Here is a 15634-nt window from a genome sequence, read left to right as displayed (position 1 = left end):
TTTGGCCTATAAATTCATAAATTTAATGATTTTTTTCATATAGAAAATTTAAAGCATCACCGGTTTTATCACCTGTAATACGAAAAAAGGGCCTTACGGCCCTTTTTCAATCCTGACTAAAAATTAGCCCTGACCTTTAATTTCCTTCAAACCACGATATGCCGCTTTGCCGGCCAATTGCTCTTCGATACGCAGCAATTGGTTATACTTGGCAACGCGGTCTGAGCGACACAGAGAACCGGTTTTAATTTGGCCGGCGCTGGTGGCAACTGCCAGATCAGCAATAGTCGTGTCTTCCGTTTCACCGGAGCGGTGGGAGATAACGGCTGTGTAACCCGCATCTTTTGCCATTTTGATGGCGTCCAGGGTTTCAGACAGGCTACCAATCTGGTTGAACTTGATCAGAATGGAGTTAGCGATGTTCTTGTCGATACCCTGCTTCAGGATCTTAGTATTGGTGACGAACAGATCGTCGCCTACCAATTGCACCTTGTCGCCGAGTTTCTGTGTCAAAACAGCCCATCCATCCCAGTCGCTCTCATCCATTCCGTCTTCGATGGAGACGATAGGATAACGGTCGCTCAAGTCAGCCAGGTAATCGGCAAACTGCTCAGAGCTGAAGGTTTTGCCTTCACCGGACAGATTGTATTGACCTTCTTTATAAAATTCGGAAGACGCACAATCCAGTGCCAGGGTGACGTCAGTGCCCAGTTTGTAACCTGCGTTGGTCACGGCTTCTTCGATGGCAGCCAGCGCAGCTTCATTGGACGGCAAGTTTGGAGCAAAACCACCTTCGTCACCCACAGCAGTATTCAGGCCTTTTTCCTGCAATACCTTCTTCAGGGCGTGGAAGATTTCAGCACCCATACGCAGGGCTTCCCGGAAGCTGGTCGCACTGACCGGCTGGACCATAAATTCCTGGATATCCACATTGTTGTCGGCATGCTCACCGCCATTCAGGATATTCATCATAGGCACGGGCATAGAGAACTGCCCTGGAGTGCCGTTAATTTCAGCGATATGCGCATAGAGAGGCACGCCTTTATCAGCTGCTGCTGCTTTTGCTGCCGCCAGGGATACCGCCAAAATGGCATTAGCGCCCAATTTGGACTTATTTTCGGTTCCGTCCAGATCCAACATGATCTGATCAAGAGCACGCTGATCAGCGGCATCTTTACCAATCAAAGCAGTGCGAATCTCTTCATTCACTGCTGAAACGGCTTTGAGCACACCTTTCCCCAGATAGCGTGCGGGATCCTTGTCCCGTAACTCCAGCGCTTCACGGGAACCCGTTGAGGCTCCAGATGGAGCGCATGCTGTTCCTACGACACCGGATTTCAGAATAACGTCAGCTTCTACAGTAGGGTTACCACGCGAATCGAGAACTTCGCGCCCTTTAATATCGACGATTTCCGCCATGTTTAATCTCCTAAAGATTTAGATACCGTAACTGAATGGCCATGCTGGCCCTGAAATTTTTATTATTCGCCTTGTCAAACAAATAGCCTCGGTGCTGTCTTTATTGGCTTTATCTGCGTATTTGCTTATCGACAAGGCTGACCCTCTATTCCTCACCGGCCTGCCGGGTGGAATACCAGCAGACCAGGTATTCATTATTCGTTATGCGGTGTTAAGGTCTTCAAATCCTTTTACCAGATCATCCAACGCTTTGAGCTGAGACAGGAAAGGCTCCAGTTGAGACAATCTCAGAGCACAGGGACCATCACACTTTGCTTTGTCCGGATCAGGGTGAGCTTCGAGGAACAAACCAGCCAGCCCAACTGAAATACCGGAACGTGCCAATGTCGCAACCTGCTCACGACGACCGCCAGCAGCGTTGGCCAGCCCACCCGGCATCTGCAAAGAGTGGGTCACATCAAAAAATACCGGATATTCCATGGCCTTCATGATTCCGAAGCCCAACATATCGACAACCAGATTGTTATAACCGAAGGAAGAACCGCGCTCGCAAAGGATCAACTGATCGTTACCCGCTTCTTCACACTTGGTCAGAATATGCTTCATCTCCTGAGGTGCGAGAAATTGGGCTTTCTTGATATTGATTACGCGACCAGTCTTGGCCATAGCCACGACCAGGTCGGTCTGACGGGAAAGAAAAGCCGGCAATTGAATGATATCAGCCACCTCCGCAACAGGCGCAGCCTGGTACGGCTCATGGACATCGGTTATCACAGGAATGTTGAAAGTGCTCTTTATTTCCTCAAAGATCTTCAATCCCTCTTCCATTCCCGGCCCGCGATAGGAGTGGACGGAAGAACGATTGGCTTTATCGAACGAGGCTTTGAATACGTATGGGATACCGAGTTTTTCAGTGACCTTGACGTAAGCTTCCGCCACTTCCATTGCCAGATCTCTGGATTCGAGTACGTTCATCCCACCAAACAGAACCATGGGACGGTCGTTGGCAATTTCGATATCACCAACCTTGACAGTTTTTTGAGCCATGAGCTTTTGAATTTCCCGTGGGGGTCTAACGAGGCCGAGGCAACATCTGCGATATTGGACTCAGTGCGGCCGAGACTGATTAAACCCGTATTGCTGAAAATAAAAAGGGCCAACATTCTAACAAATGTGGGCCCTTGATGTCCTCTACATTAGTCGACCCCGGGATATCCGGAAACCACGGGGGACCTGTATGTCTTATTTATCATTCAGGCTTCTGAGCATGCGCCACCGCAGCCTTCACAAAACCTTCAAACAGTGGATGTCCATCCCGCGGTGTAGAAGTAAATTCCGGATGGAACTGACAAGCCACAAACCAGGGATGCTCAGGTACTTCCACCACTTCGACCAAAGAACCATCCGCAGACCAACCGGATATTTTCAATCCGGCCTCCTGCAGTTTGGGCAGCAGGTTGTTGTTTACTTCATAGCGGTGACGATGCCGCTCAGCTATCACCTTCTTGCCATAAGCAGCATAAGCCTGCGATTCTTCTTCCAAGCGACATTCCTGGGCGCCAAGACGCATGGTACCACCAAGATCAGATTGCTCTGTCCGGATTTCCGTCGCCCCGCTCGCATCCTGCCATTCAGTGATCAGACCGACAACGGGAAACGGTGATTTTGTATCAAACTCGGTACTATGCGCCGCTTCCATACCTGCTACGTGGCGGGCATATTCGATCACCGCGACCTGCATACCCAAACAAATCCCAAGGTAGGGAATCCTGTTTTCACGGGCATACTGAACGGTCTTGATTTTCCCTTCGACGCCACGCTCTCCGAAACCACCGGGGACCAGTATGGCATCCACACCTTGCAGGAGCTCAACACCTTTCTGATGAACCTGCTCAGAATCAATGTACTTGATATTGACCTTGTTTCCTGTACGGATACCCGCGTGCTTGAGCGCCTCATTCAGAGATTTGTAGGCGTCCAGCAGATCCATATACTTGCCCACCATTGCGATGGTGACACCGCCTTTCATGCTGGCTTCAGCATCAACAACCGCCTGCCATTCGCTGAGGTCCGCAGGACCACACTCCAGGCCGAATCGCTCAACGATAATCTCGTCGAGCCCCTGTGCGTGCAGCATACGGGGGATTTTGTAGATACTGTCGGCATCTTCCAGAGCAATAACCGCCTTTTCCTCAACGTTGGTAAACAACGCGATCTTACGGCGGGAAGATTGATCGATACTATGCTCGGATCGACAGACCAGAATATCCGGCTGTAAACCAATTGAACGCATTTCCTTCACGGAATGCTGGGTAGGCTTGGTTTTGACTTCGCCGGCAGTGGCAATGTAAGGAACCAGGGTCAAGTGCATGAACAGCGCCCGCTTGGCCCCTACTTCCACCTTCAACTGTCTGGTAGCTTCCAGGAATGGCAGGGATTCGATATCACCGACCGTACCACCGATTTCAACCAGCGCCACATCGGCCTCGCCCGCCCCTTCCACGATGCGGCGTTTTATCTCATCCGTAATATGAGGAATAACCTGTACGGTTCCGCCAAGATAGTCCCCACGGCGCTCCTTGCGCAATACGGTTTCGTACACGCGACCAGTGGTAAAGTTGTTACGCTTGGTCATCGGCGTTCGGATGAAACGCTCATAATGACCCAGATCCAGATCTGTTTCCGCACCATCTTCAGTGACGAAGACTTCCCCATGCTGAAACGGACTCATGGTTCCGGGATCAACATTGATATAGGGATCAAGTTTAAGGATGGTAACTTTTAGCCCGCGTGCTTCGAGAATAGCGGCCAAGGAGGCGGATGCGATGCCCTTCCCTAAGGAAGAAACAACCCCACCTGTGACGAATATATAGCGCGTCATGCAGAACCCGTTTTGGCGTTAAGATGTTAGTCGGATTGGAGGGAGATATTCATCTCAAGATGGGACGCCAGAGTAACAGAAACCGGAGGCCAGCTCAATCAAAGAAGCGTGCGTGGACTGCGATTATTTCTTCGGCATATGATCCAGGGTCATCCGAAGTGGGTAAGGCCTACATGCAGAAAATATTTTGTATAGCGGCAAGATCGTACGGGGGAGGAATCTACAACACCTCATTTGGAGTCAAAATAAGCGGTGGGGGGCGTATGACAAACGGAAAAGTATGACAAATGGGAGCGTATAACAAAGAGCATTCAGGCATCCATGCCTGAGAACTGCAACTATTTAATTAGGGGGAAAACCTGATCAGGCAGTTGCTGTATGCATCCAGATCAATGTCTGTAGAATCACTTGCCGACAGAGAAAATCCGGTATCGGTAATCTGAAAACTGGGTGCGAAACAAATTTTTTCCACACCGCCGTCATCAATGACGACAAATGCGCTATCTACAGTACTGAAAGGTTTATCATTTAATTCAGAGTACACTGTAATGGCATACTTGGGGCTAATCGCACCATAAGCAGAAAGGTCTTCGCTGAATGCATCCCCGACCTTATAAGCTAAGGACAAATTATCAAACCGCTTAACAACTTTCGGCGTCCCGCTGCATGTGTCATTATCATAAAAGTACCCAGCGATATTGAGGGGCTTCTTTGTCTCGACACTAGATTCTTCAAAATCGACGTTAACACTTAGCCAGTAGTCTCCCGCACCAACACCTGCCGAGGCGGTACAACCTTCTGCTGCATCGTCGGTAGTCCAGCAGCCTCCGAGCTCACTGTAAGCTTCATCGCTGCAGTCAAACACAACCCCCACAACATCACCGCCGCTATCGTCGACGGCATCCAGATCGCTCTGTTCCAATTCAAGGTTCAGATCGGTGGAAACTTCTTCAGCCCCGTCAGTATTAATCCCAACGGCACCAGATCCCCCGCTAGAGCCACCTCCTCCGCAGCCCAACATCAGGGAACAAACAAACACTATCAACATCACTCCGATGTTATTCATAAATATACCTTTCATGCACTTTAAAATGACGCACTGCCTAATCCTAAGCAGTAAGTAACGGTATGTTACATTTTGCGACCATTGTAATTGTTATGGTCACAGCTGACATTCTATCCATGCTGACAATTTGCAAAGCTTTGCAAAATGTTAAAGGCGCTTGGGACGCTCCTCCTTTTCCTTCTTAAACTACTTTCCTGATCCAAGTTATTTCGTATTTAGCCCGATCTGACTTCCTTAGGTTTCACCTCCTCCAAATTATGCGGTAACCCTGCTCCTTACTGGCATAGGCGGAATCCAACGCCAAATCGCCAACAGCCACCAAGACATCGTCGTAAAATACCAATGGTATTCTTGTCCTTTCCCATTCAGGTATATGGTGCTCATTCAACCATTTTTTCAGGCTGCACTTTCCGCCCCGGCCAGCCGGACGAAACTTTTCCCCTCCACGGCGCATACGGATAGTGACTTCCTGCCCGGAAGCAGGTGGTGTTAATAGAAACGCCTGCCCCTCACCCTCCTGAATTTCGGCCCTCAATTCACCAAATGGCGTATTAACCAAGCCTGGGAATTTCCATACCTGATACGGAATATCGATGTCATGACAGGACTTCACCAGATAGACCGTTTCTCGATGAACACCAATCCCGTATTCATCATGAATTTTGAAGATCCCTTCCGGGGACTTCCCGAAAATGAAGTCCACAAGAGACTGCATCTTGTTTTCATTTAATTCGATATTGGCACATTGCAACCAATATCGTAATAGATTGTATTGCCTAGGCACGGACAATAACCTTAGTCCAGACATCAGCAGTCGATCAGCCTGTTCACCTACTCGGCATGATTCGAAATCTATCCGGGCAAGATCCTCAAGCATACCGGATGCTTCACGGCACCAGCGGCCAGCATTTGATATTCGACTGGAAGTTTTTGGCCAACGGGCACGGATAGCTGGCAAGACTCGATGACGTAGATAATTGCGGGAATAGCCTGGATCGGTATTGCTTTCGTCATCAATCCAGCTCAACTGCCAATATTCGGCAACCAATTCCAGCTCTTGCCGGGTAAACGCGAGCAGAGGACGAAACAATTCTCCCTGTCCAATATTCCTTCGTGAAGGAATGCCGGCCAGACCTCGAACACCATGCCCTTGAATCAGACGATAGAGAATTGTCTCGGCCTGATCATCACAATGGTGCCCCTGCAACAAAAGCCCCTTCTCCGGAAGGGTTTGCTCAAACACGCGATACCTGGCATGTCTGGCAGCACCTTCCACGCCGGTGCCGTCAGAATGCACCGCCACTTTTTTTGTAACCAGGGGAATACCCAATTGATGACATTGCCCGATACAGTGCTGCATCCAGGCGTCTGCATTGGGGCTCAAGCCGTGATGAATATGAATAGCCTGAATGGCTTTCTGTGGAGAATAACGGTGGCAGGCATGCAACAGGACTGTAGAATCCAGTCCCCCGCTGAAGGCAACCATCCAATCTCGTCCTTCAGGAAGGGATTGGATGGCTTCACGTAAACACTGCTCAATGTGAATAGCAGGATTATCCAGAAAACACCTTAGTCCAAAAAGCGTTCATAAGAGGTTAAGCGCTCGTATCGCTGCTTGATCAGCTCTTCCTTACTAAGCTTGTTGAGTTCTTCCATACGGGCTACCAATGCGCTTTTGATGGTGGCGGCCATCTGCTCCGGATTACGATGTGCCCCACCCAGAGGTTCGTCCAACACGTAATCGGTCAGGTTCAGCTCTTTCAGCCTTCTGGCAGTGATCCCCATGGCCTTGGCTGCCTCGGAGGCATAGTCCGCACTCTTCCACAAAATGGAGGCACAGCCTTCAGGAGAGATAACCGAATAGGTTGCATACTGCAGCATCATCAGGCGATCACAGACTCCAATGGCCAAAGCCCCCCCGGAACCGCCCTCACCGATGACGGTGGAAATGATCGGCGTTTTAAGGCGGGACATTACCGCCAGATTGTAGGCGATCGCCTCACTCTGGCCACGCTCCTCCGCTCCGATACCAGGATAGGCTCCAGGCGTATCGATAAAGGTCAGGATGGGCACATTGAAACGCTCTGCCATTTCCATCAGGCGCAATGCTTTCCGATACCCTTCAGGTCTCGGCATACCGAAATTGCGTCGGACTTTCTCTTTGATCTCACGTCCCTTCTGGTGACCAATCACCATCACCGGCTGCCCTTCTAGCCTGGCCAGACCGCCGACGATCGCTTTATCGTCAGCATATTTACGATCGCCATGCAGCTCGTCGAAATCATCAAAAATCAAATCAACATAGTCCAGCGTATATGGCCGCTTAGGATGCCGGGAAACCCTTGAGATATCCCAGGGAGACAGATCCGCAAAGATCGACTCCGTCAGACTGACACTCTTCGCCTTCAGCCGATTAATTTCATCCGAAATATTGACCTCATTATCGTTGCCGACAAGACGAAGCTCTTCAATTTTTTCTTCCAGTTCGGCAATCGGCTGCTCAAAATCCAGGTAATTGAGATTCATAGACTTGGCTGAATTACTCATAAGTGTTCACATGTCCGTTTAATGTATTCATGCAACCCCAGTGTCTGACTCAGGTGGTACAGTCAAGCATATCAACCGTTATACCTCAACTGGACCCGTTCACTGCCTAACATTCCACGCAGCCCCTGGATCAAATCATCACTGGGATTCACTTTCCAGGACTCGCTCAAACGGAGCTTGGTCCTGGCGGTTTCGGTTTCATAATGAATGACAACCGGGCAACCTTCATCGAAGGGGTCACCCAACACGCCACCCAATTTCTCAACGAAACCATTATTAAAATCGTTTTTGTTAAGAAATAGTATAAGCTCTTTGGCGAACTTAAGACGGGCCTGACTAATATCTGTGACGGATTTTGCACGAACAGACAAGCCACCAGAGTACTCATCATCCTCAACATTGCCTTCCACCACCAGTATTCGATCCGTGTGTAAGAGCTCCTTTGCCTCTTCATAGGCATTGGAAAACAGGGTTACTTCAATTCGACCGCTACGGTCATCCAACGTCACGAAACCGATATAGCCCCCGCGCTTACTCTTCATGGTACGCACAGCCACAACAAGGCCCGCTACTGTCTGCAGTCCTTTGCCGGGACGCAGCTCTGATATCGGCGTCCGGACGAAGCGCCGGACTTCCTGCTCATATTCATCAAAAGGATGTCCGGTTAAATATAGACCCAGAGTATCCTTCTCCAGCTTGAGCCTCTCCTTCTCCGGCCATTCCTTAATATGGGTTGTCGCGGAATAGGCATCCGCCTCGGCTTCCGGAATCACTTCTCCGAAGAGGTCCATCATACCCGCATTTTCATTACGGGCATGTTGCTCTGCCCTCTGCACCGCTTCATTTATTGACGCCATCATTCTGGCGCGGCCGGGTCCGAGCTTGTCCATGGCTCCTGAGCGTATCAACGCTTCCAGAGCTCTTTTGTTCACCTTGCGCAGATCGACCCGCTTGCAAAAATCAAACAGATCCCTGAAAGGCCCACCTTCCGCCCTGGCATCCAGGACACTCTGGACCGGGCCTTCACCCAAGCCTTTCACCGCTCCAAGTCCATAGACTATACGGCTATCGTCATCCACCGTGAAGGTGTATTGACTGTTGTTGACGTCCGGCAGCACCAACTCCAACTTCATCCGGCGGCATTCTTCAATCAGCGTTACCACCTTGTCGGTGTTCTGCATATCCGCCGTCAGTACCGCAGCCATGAATGGTGCAGGAAAATGCTGTTTCAACCAGGCTGTTTGATAAGACACCAAGGCATAAGCGGCGGAGTGAGATTTGTTAAAACCATAACCGGCGAATTTTTCCACCAGGTCAAAAATCTTTTCCGCCAGATCCTTTTCAAGGCCCTGATTGATACTCCCCTCAACGAAGATGGCTTTCTGTTTCGCCATTTCTTCGGGTTTCTTTTTACCCATTGCCCGTCGCAACAGGTCAGCGCCCCCGAGGGTATAACCGGCCATCACCTGGGCAATCTGCATAACCTGTTCCTGATACAGGATGATTCCATAGGTCGGTTGCAGGACCGGTTTTAAGGATTCCAACTGATAATCCGGGTGCGGATAGGCCAACTCGGCGCGGCCGTGCTTCCGGTTGATAAAGTCGTCAACCATCCCTGATTGCAGAGGACCAGGCCGGAACAGCGCCACAAGTGCGACGATATCTTCGAAACAGTCTGGCTGCAGACGTTTGATCAGCTCTTTCATCCCGCGGGATTCAAGCTGGAAAACGGCTGTCGTTTCACCATTCTTCAGCAACCGGAAGGTTGCATCATCATCGATGGGGATAAAGTTGATATCCAGCGCCGGCTTGCCCTCAGCTTCCAGCCGGGGGTTGATCATATTGACGGCCCAGTTGACGATTGTCAGTGTCCGCAACCCCAGGAAGTCGAACTTTACCAAACCAGCCTGTTCGACGTCGTCCTTATCGAACTGGGTCACCAGGCTCTGACCGAACTCATCACAGTATAAAGGGGCGAAATCAGTCAGCTTGGTAGGCGCAATAACAACCCCACCAGCGTGTTTACCGACGTTCCGGGTCACACCTTCCAGCTTCTTGGCCATCTCCCAGACTTCGGAAGCTTCTTCATCATTGGCCAGATACTCACGTAATGGCTCTTCCGCTTCATAAGCCTTGGCCAGCGTCATGCCCACTTCGAATGGAATCAGTTTGGATAAGCGATCACCAAGAGAATAGGGCTTCCCCTGCACCCGCGCCACATCCCGAACCACAGCCTTAGCCGCCATGGTACCGAAGGTGATAATCTGACTTACCGCATTACGACCATAGGTATCTGCCACATAGGATATAACCCGGTCCCGGCCGTCCATACAGAAGTCAACGTCAAAGTCCGGCATCGAAACCCGTTCAGGATTAAGGAATCGTTCGAACAGCAGATCATAGGCCATTGGATCCAGATCGGTGATTTTCTGCGCGTAGGCCACCAGAGAACCTGCACCGGATCCCCGGCCAGGGCCTACCGGGACCCCGTTGCTCTTCGCCCACTGGATAAAGTCCATAACGATCAGGAAGTAACCGGGGAATCCCATCTGGATAATGATATCAAGCTCGAACTTCAACCGGTCATAGTATCGTTGACGCTTCTCCTGATATTCCGGATCTGATGGATCTAGTAGTGATTTCAAACGATCTTCAAGCCCTTCTTCGGTAATCTTGATGAAGAACTCGTCCATCGTCATACCTTCCGGAATTGGGTAATTCGGCAGAAAGTATTTACCTAAACGCAGACTGACATTGCATCTCTTGGCAATCTCAACCGTATTTTCAATCGCTTCAGGAATATCGCTGAAAAGCTCCTGCATTTCCTCACTGGATTTGAGGTACTGCTCTTCGCTGAAGCGCCTCTCACGGCGGGGGTCATCAATGGTCTTACTATCGTGTATACAAACCCTGGCCTCGTGCGCATCAAAATCATCCGCCGCAAGGAAGTGAACATCGTTGGTAGCGACCACTGGGCACCCGGTAGCCGTAGCCAGCTCAACGCTGGCATGGACGCACTCTTCATCCCCTACCCGTCCGGTTCGCTGCAGCTCAAGATAAAAAGCGTCAGGAAATATCTCCATCCACCGAGCCAGACGCTGCTCAGCCAAATCAGGTTTGCCGGCCAATAACGCTTGACCGACATCTCCCAAACTAGCTCCTGAAAGCGCCAGCAACCCTTCCGACTGGGCTTTGATCCATTCCTCTTGCAATACGGCACGATCATGGTGCTGACCTTCGGTAAACCCTCGGGAAACCAACTCGGTCAAATTCAAATAGCCCTTGTCATTGCGGGCATAGAGAGTCAGGCGAAAAGGGGATTCTTCCTCCTCGGGATTTTCCACCCAGACATCGACCCCCACAATGGGCTTGATTCCGGCACCAATCGCATTTTTGTAGTATTTCACCAGGCAGCACATATTGGACTGGTCGGTAATTGCTGCCGCCGGCATTTTCATATCAACCAGCTTGCTGACCAATGGCTTGATTTTCACCAGCCCATCGACCAATGAAAATTCAGAGTGGATTCGTAGATGAATAAAGTCGCCCATCGGGCAAAAAACCTCTTGCGTTGATTCAAACCGGTTCTACGAGCAACCTTGAGTCACTCCCGGCCATTTTGCGAAACTAGTCCGGCTTTATTGAGATGCCGTTTTTTTCAGGAGTCCCTGCTGTGTCTGGGGACCCTGTAGGGTATCTACCAGAGTACCGTTGTGAATCAGGTAGGTTACCGGGAGCACTGACGGCCAGGGTAAACTGATATCACCAACCTGTCCTTCCAGAATAACCGGAAACTGGATCTTCATTCTGTCGATAACTCCCGTCAGCTCAGCGCCTTCATGCCTGTCAAAATCCACGCCGAGCACCTGAATGTCCGGCGCTTTGTCCAGTTCATTGAGCTCGGGGATTTCCTTTCTGCAGGGCGCGCACCATTCGGCCCAAAAATTGACGACCACCCATTGTCCTTCCAAAGAGGCCGTTTTGATAGGCCCTGCATTGGCAGTGGCCAACTCATCCGTGGCTATTTCAGCTTTTTCAGATTCCTGAGGCTGGCAGGCGGTCAACAACAGCACTAGTGCGCCTGGCCAAAGAACGCTCCTGACGAAAATCAATGAATGCTCCCTGGGTTATCCGGTTTTATTAGCTAAGTTCGGCGCACATGTCCATCTCATTTAAATCAATCCATCTCATATTTAAATCAATAGAAAGACAGCTGGAGGTAACGTGGCGATCTTGGGCATTCTACTTTAAACTTGCCTACCCATCACAACCCCATATGAAAATTAATGGCAGGTCGGAAGAGATCGTACATTTTTTGGGCAATTTCACACCTAATCAATGCACATGAATCAATCTTCCGGCAATCTGCACATAGCAAGTGCGCAATATCCAAGAGGAATGTCCATGGCCACATTAACTATCTGGCACAACCCACGCTGCTCTAAATCCCGTCAGACTCTGGCTCTCATTGAGGAAACCGGTACCGAAGTCGACATCGTCAAATACCTGGAAGATTCCCCCTCTGCCAATGAAATCAAAGACGTATTGAAAAAACTGGCCATTTCAGCCCGAGATCTGATGAGAAAAGGAGAAGATGAATATAAAGCATTGAATCTGTCTGATCCTTCATTGAGTGAAGACGACCTGATTCAGGCCATGGTCCAGCATCCTAAACTCATTGAGCGCCCGGTGGTTATAAAAGGCGATTCTGCTGTTCTTGGCAGACCGCCGGAAAACGTCAAATCACTGCTTTAACATCAACCCCGAGTTACTAGGGAGTCATAAGGTGTCCTACATCCTGATCCTTTACTATAGCCACAGCGGCGCGACCCGACAGCTGGCACATCACGTTGCCAGAGGCGTTGGCAAAGTTGACGGCCTTGAAGCGCGAGTACGTACAGTTCCCCCGGTTTCCCCCACTTGCGAGGCCACTGAAGCAGACATCCCTGCTGAAGGCGATATCTATTGCACATTAGAGGATCTGGAGCATGCTGCCGGACTGGTGATGGGATCACCAACAAGGTTCGGTAACATGGCAGCACCACTGAAGTATTTCCTGGACCAGACCGGTGCACTCTGGCAGGCGGGTAAGCTGGCAGATAAACCTGCCGCTGTGTTTACCTCAACCAGTAGCCTTCACGGTGGCCAGGAATCCACATTGTTATCCATGATGCTGCCACTGATGCATCATGGCATGGTTCTGGCCGGCCTGCCCTACGGAGATGGACATCTCCAGCAGACTCAGGGTGGCGGTACGCCTTATGGGGCCAGTCACTGGTCCGGACCAAACGGGTCACGCCAGCCCGATGATACTGAGCTGGCTCTTTGCCGTGCGCTTGGCGAACGGGTTGCCAGACTTGCAAGGCAGCTGCAGACCAACCGCCAGCATTAAAACCGGATAGCCCCTGTTTCGACTTTATTTCCAATTTAGGTAACCACATTTTCCAATTTAGGTAACCACATTGCATACGATTAAACTGTTTCGCCAGTCCTACCAGATCAGCTACTTAATCCTGTTGGCCCTGGTCATCGCCAGCACCTGGCAGAGCATCCAGCATACCGACGCCTCATGGTTACTGATTACGGCAGTGAGAGTATTGCCGCTGCTGGCGTTTGCACCGGCGGTGTTCAAGGTCAATATCCGTGGCCTGATATGGCTATGCTTTGTACTTTGTCTGTACTTTACAGACGCCGTTGTCCATTCCATGACCGTGGCTCCGACGGCCCTGAACATTGGCATGGCAATCTTCTCAGCAGGGTTATTTATTTTCATCATGCTGTTTATCAAAGCGAATGCCAAAGCTCGCAAAGCCTGCGCCTAATCTTTCAGAAGGTTAATCCCCCATCTGGCAGACAAGCGATAAGCTATAATGTCGAAAGCGACTTGAAGAATGGACACTACCGCCATATGAACTCTGTATCAAAAGAATTAACCCGTGACTGGCTCACCCCTTTCGACGTTTTAAGCCGCTTGGTGAGAATCGGACGTCTAGCCCAGGACGAGGCAGACAAGTTTCTCGCCATGCCTACCAGCAAAGAAGACAAAGCTCTTCACCCTCTGGAACAGATCGTTAAAGCAGAACTTAAAGATCTGAAGTCTGGTAAGAAATTTGACCTTGAACAATTGACTGAGTGGCTGGCTAAAGAATCCGGCCAACCCTACTATCATATTGACCCTCTGAAAATCGATACCCGCGGCGTTGCCAGCCTGATGAGTTTTGCCTATGCACAGCGGCATCGTATTCTGGGGGTGGAGATTCGCTCCGATCATGTTGTCATTGCCAGTGCGGAACCTTTTGTCACCGGGTGGGAAGAGAACCTGCGCCATGTGATCCGCAAGGATATTCGCCGGGTTGTTGCGAATCCGGCGGATATCTCCCGCTTTACAGTGGAATTTTATCGGCTGGCTTCTTCTGTGGACAAAGCCATTGGCGGGCAGGCGGCAGCTCCCGGCATCGGAAATTTTGAGCAATTGCTCGAACTGGGTAACGTTGCCAACCCAGATGCCAATGACCAGCATATTATCAATATCGTGGACTGGCTTTTGCAGTATGCGTTCGATCAGCGGGCCAGCGATATCCATATTGAGCCACGCCGGGAAATCGGTCAGGTCCGGTTTCGTATTGACGGCGTTCTACATAATGTTTACGAACTTCCCTCCCAGGTTTCCACCGCCGTTGTCAGCCGCCTGAAGATTCTCAGCCGGATCAACGTGGCAGAAAAACGGAAACCCCAGGATGGCCGTATTAAAACCAAAAATCCGGACGGTCTTGAAATAGAACTTCGTCTTTCCACTTTGCCGACAGCCTTCGGCGAAAAGCTGGTCATGCGGGTATTCGATCCGGAGGTGCTATTAAGATCTTTCAATGATCTGGGGTTCGGACAGGACGACAGCAAGCGCTGGAACAGCATGACCCGCCAGCCTAACGGCATCATTCTCGTCACCGGTCCAACTGGGTCGGGTAAAACCACCACCCTCTACTCTACTTTGAAATCTCTGGCGACTCCTGAAGTAAACGTCTGCACCATTGAGGATCCCATAGAAATGGTGGAGCCGGCCTTCAATCAGATGCAGGTACAAAGCAATATCGGAGTGGACTTTGCGTCTGGGGTCCGAGCTCTGTTGCGTCAGGACCCGGACATCATCATGGTCGGTGAGATACGAGATCTGGAAACCGCAGAAATGGCGATACAGGCAGCCTTGACCGGCCACTTGGTGCTTTCCACTCTGCACACCAATGACGCTCCTTCAGCCATCACCCGGTTAATGGAGTTGGGCGTTCCTGGTTATCTGGTTAAGGCAACCGTCCTGGGCGTTATGGCTCAACGATTGGTCAGAATACTGTGTCCTCAGTGTAAACAGACCAGCACCATCAGCACTGAAGACTGGCAGAGCCTGATTCGCCCCTGGAAAGCCCCAATGCCCGACCACACCTGTATCCCCAATGGTTGTCTTGAATGCCGCAATACCGGCTACAGAGGTCGAGCAGGCGTTTATGAAATTCTGATGATGTCCGAGATGGTCAAAGAGGCCATTTCCGACAACTGTGACCTGGACCGGGTCAGGAAAATCGCCATTAAAGAAGGTATGAGAACACTGAGACTCAGTGGCGCACAGAAAGTTGCCAATGGCCAAACCACAATAGATGAAGTATTAAGGGTGACACCATCTTCTCAGCTAAGCATAGAGTAACGGTTCAATAAGCGCCTCAATCTCTATA

At 50.4% G+C, this 15634-nt stretch carries 12 protein-coding genes; 4 read left to right on the top strand and 8 right to left on the bottom strand.

The features are described 5' to 3' along the window. Nucleotides 1-123: 123 nt before the first annotated feature. From eno to BTA51_RS15100, 8 genes are all read right to left on the bottom strand, one after another. Nucleotides 124-1419 carry a phosphopyruvate hydratase gene (gene eno, locus BTA51_RS15135; RefSeq protein WP_094708648.1) on the bottom strand — a complete coding sequence of 432 codons (1296 nt, stop codon included), beginning with the start codon at nucleotides 1417-1419 and terminating at the stop codon, nucleotides 124-126. A gap of 201 nt (nucleotides 1420-1620) precedes the next feature. Beyond that, nucleotides 1621-2466 (bottom strand): 3-deoxy-8-phosphooctulonate synthase, encoded by an 846-nt coding sequence (gene kdsA / locus BTA51_RS15130; RefSeq protein ID WP_094708646.1) that lies wholly within the window; start codon nucleotides 2464-2466, stop codon nucleotides 1621-1623. A 202-nt stretch (nucleotides 2467-2668) separates the two neighbouring features. Next, the gene (locus BTA51_RS15125) at nucleotides 2669-4300 is read right to left on the bottom strand and encodes a CTP synthase (RefSeq protein ID WP_094708644.1); all 1632 of its coding nucleotides are present in this window, start codon (nucleotides 4298-4300) and stop codon (nucleotides 2669-2671) included. 346 nt (nucleotides 4301-4646) lie between these two features. Next, entirely contained in the window at nucleotides 4647-5366 is a 720-nt protein-coding gene (locus tag BTA51_RS15120; RefSeq protein ID WP_094708642.1) for a hypothetical protein, read from the bottom strand. A gap of 241 nt (nucleotides 5367-5607) precedes the next feature. Beyond that, complete coding sequence (gene tilS / locus BTA51_RS15115; protein ID WP_094708640.1) at nucleotides 5608-6852, bottom strand: tRNA lysidine(34) synthetase TilS; 1245 nt, start codon at nucleotides 6850-6852, stop codon at nucleotides 5608-5610. Between the two features lie 83 nt (nucleotides 6853-6935). Further along, on the bottom strand, nucleotides 6936-7892 hold the full coding sequence (gene accA / locus BTA51_RS15110; RefSeq protein WP_094708903.1) for an acetyl-CoA carboxylase carboxyl transferase subunit alpha: 957 nt from the start codon (nucleotides 7890-7892) through the stop codon (nucleotides 6936-6938). A gap of 92 nt (nucleotides 7893-7984) precedes the next feature. Further along, nucleotides 7985-11464, bottom strand: a complete 3480-nt coding sequence (dnaE, locus tag BTA51_RS15105; RefSeq protein WP_094708638.1) for a DNA polymerase III subunit alpha — start codon at nucleotides 11462-11464, stop codon at nucleotides 7985-7987. Between the two features lie 87 nt (nucleotides 11465-11551). Continuing rightward, nucleotides 11552-11986 carry a TlpA disulfide reductase family protein gene (locus BTA51_RS15100; RefSeq protein ID WP_210404843.1) on the bottom strand — a complete coding sequence of 145 codons (435 nt, stop codon included), beginning with the start codon at nucleotides 11984-11986 and terminating at the stop codon, nucleotides 11552-11554. Nucleotides 11987-12317: 331 nt separating this feature from the next. On the opposite strand from BTA51_RS15100, the gene arsC reads away from it, so the two are divergent. From arsC to BTA51_RS15080, 4 genes are all read left to right on the top strand, one after another. Further along, on the top strand, nucleotides 12318-12668 hold the full coding sequence (gene arsC / locus BTA51_RS15095; protein ID WP_094708634.1) for an arsenate reductase (glutaredoxin): 351 nt from the start codon (nucleotides 12318-12320) through the stop codon (nucleotides 12666-12668). 31 nt (nucleotides 12669-12699) lie between these two features. Beyond that, complete coding sequence (wrbA, locus tag BTA51_RS15090; RefSeq protein WP_094708632.1) at nucleotides 12700-13305, top strand: NAD(P)H:quinone oxidoreductase; 606 nt, start codon at nucleotides 12700-12702, stop codon at nucleotides 13303-13305. Nucleotides 13306-13375: 70 nt separating this feature from the next. After that, entirely contained in the window at nucleotides 13376-13735 is a 360-nt protein-coding gene (locus tag BTA51_RS15085) for a DUF2069 domain-containing protein (RefSeq protein WP_094708630.1), read from the top strand. 86 nt (nucleotides 13736-13821) lie between these two features. Beyond that, complete coding sequence (locus BTA51_RS15080) at nucleotides 13822-15606, top strand: GspE/PulE family protein (RefSeq protein WP_094708628.1); 1785 nt, start codon at nucleotides 13822-13824, stop codon at nucleotides 15604-15606. The last annotated feature ends 28 nt before the right edge of the window (nucleotides 15607-15634 follow it).

This window comes from Hahella sp. CCB-MM4, assembly GCF_002260525.1.
In the GTDB taxonomy this organism is placed as follows: domain Bacteria; phylum Pseudomonadota; class Gammaproteobacteria; order Pseudomonadales; family Oleiphilaceae; genus Hahella.
This window is presented reverse-complemented; position numbering and strand designations above follow the sequence as displayed.

Excerpts from the sequence above, each read along its gene's own strand:
- BTA51_RS15125 (WP_094708644.1), bottom strand. The coding sequence starts at position 4,300 with ATGACGCGCTATATATTCGTCACAGGTGGGGTTGTTTCTTCCTTAGGG.
- tilS (WP_094708640.1), bottom strand. The coding sequence starts at position 6,852 with ATGGTTGCCTTCAGCGGGGGACTGGATTCTACAGTCCTGTTGCATGCC.
- arsC (WP_094708634.1), top strand. The coding sequence starts at position 12,318 with ATGGCCACATTAACTATCTGGCACAACCCACGCTGCTCTAAATCCCGT.
- BTA51_RS15120 (WP_094708642.1), bottom strand. The coding sequence starts at position 5,366 with ATGAATAACATCGGAGTGATGTTGATAGTGTTTGTTTGTTCCCTGATG.
- BTA51_RS15080 (WP_094708628.1), top strand. The coding sequence starts at position 13,822 with ATGAACTCTGTATCAAAAGAATTAACCCGTGACTGGCTCACCCCTTTC.
- kdsA (WP_094708646.1), bottom strand. The coding sequence starts at position 2,466 with ATGGCTCAAAAAACTGTCAAGGTTGGTGATATCGAAATTGCCAACGAC.
- dnaE (WP_094708638.1), bottom strand. The coding sequence starts at position 11,464 with ATGGGCGACTTTATTCATCTACGAATCCACTCTGAATTTTCATTGGTC.
- eno (WP_094708648.1), bottom strand. The coding sequence starts at position 1,419 with ATGGCGGAAATCGTCGATATTAAAGGGCGCGAAGTTCTCGATTCGCGT.
- accA (WP_094708903.1), bottom strand. The coding sequence starts at position 7,892 with ATGAATCTCAATTACCTGGATTTTGAGCAGCCGATTGCCGAACTGGAA.